The sequence below is a fragment of the Kitasatospora sp. NPDC059817 genome, from assembly GCF_042731835.1.
Taxonomy (GTDB): Bacteria; Actinomycetota; Actinomycetes; order Streptomycetales; family Streptomycetaceae; genus Kitasatospora.
The window spans coordinates 1-2,084 of record NZ_JBHWIR010000397.1 but is presented as its reverse complement, the minus strand read 5'-3'; the positions used below and the strand labels follow the sequence as shown (position 1 = coordinate 2,084).

The 2,084-nt window shown below is 70.6% G+C and carries 2 protein-coding genes and 1 pseudogene; all 3 read right to left on the bottom strand.

Features of this window, described 5'->3' with window-relative positions:
- Positions 1-109: 109 nt before the first annotated feature.
- Positions 110-919: pseudogene (locus tag ACFV61_RS35690) on the bottom strand (glycosyl hydrolase).
- A gap of 87 nt (positions 920-1,006) precedes the next feature.
- The gene (locus tag ACFV61_RS35685; RefSeq protein WP_380496322.1) at positions 1,007-1,825 is read right to left on the bottom strand and encodes a thaumatin family protein; all 819 of its coding nucleotides are present in this window, start codon (positions 1,823-1,825) and stop codon (positions 1,007-1,009) included.
- A 16-nt stretch (positions 1,826-1,841) separates the two neighbouring features.
- Positions 1,842-2,084 (bottom strand): chitinase (locus ACFV61_RS35680; RefSeq protein WP_380496320.1); only part of this gene is annotated, 243 nt, incomplete at its 5' end.

Below are 2,084 nucleotides of genomic sequence, written 5' to 3'. Positions count from 1 at the left end.
GTGGCTCCTCTGTCCCCCCCGCGGGGGCGTCGCCCCGCCTCGTGGTGTGGCCCCCGCGCGCGCGTCGTGGTCGCCCGCGTCCGTGCGTGGACGGGGGTGGGGTGTGTGCTCAGCCGGCTGCGCGGTAGGCGGTCCCCACCCGGTTGGGGGTCGCCCGGTTGTAGAGGCCGGTGCCGCCACGGTCCGCGGAGAGGGTGAACCACGCGTAGCGCTCGACGAAGGGGAGTCCCTGGAGCATGGCGGTCGACTTCGTCACGAACGCGGCCTGTTGTTCCGGTGTCGGGTACTTCGGGGTGCCGCTGGAGAAGTCGGTCAGGGCGTACTCGGTGAGCCAGATCGGTTTCTTGTAGCGGTTGTACACGGCTTGGAGGTAGTTGCGCAGTTGACCGGTCGCGGCGTCGGCGCGAAAGTCCGAGCCGTACCAGTGCAGGGGGATGAAGTCGACCTTGTCGTGGCGGGCGGCGGCGCCCCCATTCTCTCAGTGGTTTCCCCACCCCCCCTGGGCGTCGCCGCCGCCCGCCACCGCGGGTGCGCCCAGGCGCATCCCGGTCGACTGGAGCCGGGGCCACAGGTCGAGGGCCCTGGTCACGCTCATGTTGGCCTGTGCCGGCAGGTCGGGTTCGTTGAATCCGAGCAGGGTCGTGCCTTCCTGCCTGGCTGTTCGCAGTTGTGCGTCGGTCACCGAGCCCGCGCCCCAGATCATGGGGACGAACTCGACGCCGGCCGGCGGTTTGATCTGTTGGCGGTCCGAGGCCCAGGTGTAGAACCAGCCGGCCCTGGAGTCGGCCAGCGCCTTGGTGACGTCGGTGAAGTTCCAGGCGCTCACGCCTTTCTTCTTCGCCGGGGCGGCGGTCGCGTCGGCCGCACTGCCGACGGTGAGGCAGGTGAGTACCGCGAGCAGGGCGGTGAACAGGCGCATTCGGCGTGGCAAGGCGTTCCTCTCTTCGGTCGTGACGGGGGCCGCGGCGGCCCTGGAGTCTGGGGGCCGGGGTCCGGGGCGGGTGGCTCACGCGGTGGGGCCGAAGGTGACGGTGAAGCCGCTGCAGCGGCTGCACTGCTGCATGACCTTGTTGCCCGGTGTCTGGTCCTGCTTGGACCACGTGTAGGCCTTAGGGCATTTCGCGCTGAGCGCGCGGCTGTAGCTGCTGGGGGTGTCCCGGCTGGGGTTGGTGCACAGCATCGGCTTGCCGTCCGGCCCGCGCGTCAGGTCGGCGGGCGGGCAGTAGGGCAGCAGGTTCGCCGCGCAGCCCCGTGTGTCGCAGCCTCCGCCGGCGGGGGTCGTGGCGTTCACCGGAGTGATCGTGATCGGCAGCGAGAACGCGTTCACGTAGCTCACGTCGTACCAGGGGGCGGCGCCGTCCTTGGCGTCGAAGTTGAACTCCGCGAGGCTGGCGGGTTGTTCGCCCGTCGTGCAGTGGTCGGCGGCCGGGCCGCAGTCGGCCACCTGGCAGTGGAAGGTGCTGCCGGGGGTCCCGCCGCATCCTTGGCGTGCGAAGAACTTCCCACGCCAGTGGAACGGGGCGGTGGTCTCGGGGATCGTCACCGTCGCCGACTGGCCGGGAGCCAGGACCGGTAGCCGGGTGAACTGCTTCGACCCGTCGGCGTTGACGCCGCTTCCGATCCACAGCTTCTGCGACGAGTGGTTCACGAACGTCACCGTGTGGTTGACCGCGGCGGCCGCGACCGTCGCGGTGCGGGCCGGCGCTGCCACACCCGTGACGGTCGCGCCCGTCGCCGCGCCCGTCGCCGCGCTCGCGCTCGGCAGTACCGCGGTCAGTGCGGCGGCGGCCGCCGCGACGAACAGTCTGGTCAGGAATCCGCGCATGACTTCTCCGTTCCGTTCAGCAGGTCAGGTTGGTGCCGGGGGAGGTACCGAGGACGCGTGCGGACCGCTGGTACAGGTTGACCCTGTCCTGTATCTCGGCGGTGTTCCTGCCGCTGCATTCCACGGCGCCGTTGATGCTGCGGATCGTCTGGCCGGATCCGGCCCTGGTGACGATCGCGTGGTGGGTCGTCATGGAGCCGGGGCCGGACTGGGTGTTCCAGTGCCAGAGCGCGCTCTTCCACGCGATCCGGGGGTTGGT

Coding starts and splice junctions, on each gene's coding strand:
- ACFV61_RS35685 (WP_380496322.1), bottom strand. CDS start 1,825: ATGCGCGGATTCCTGACCAGACTGTTCGTCGCGGCGGCCGCCGCCGCA.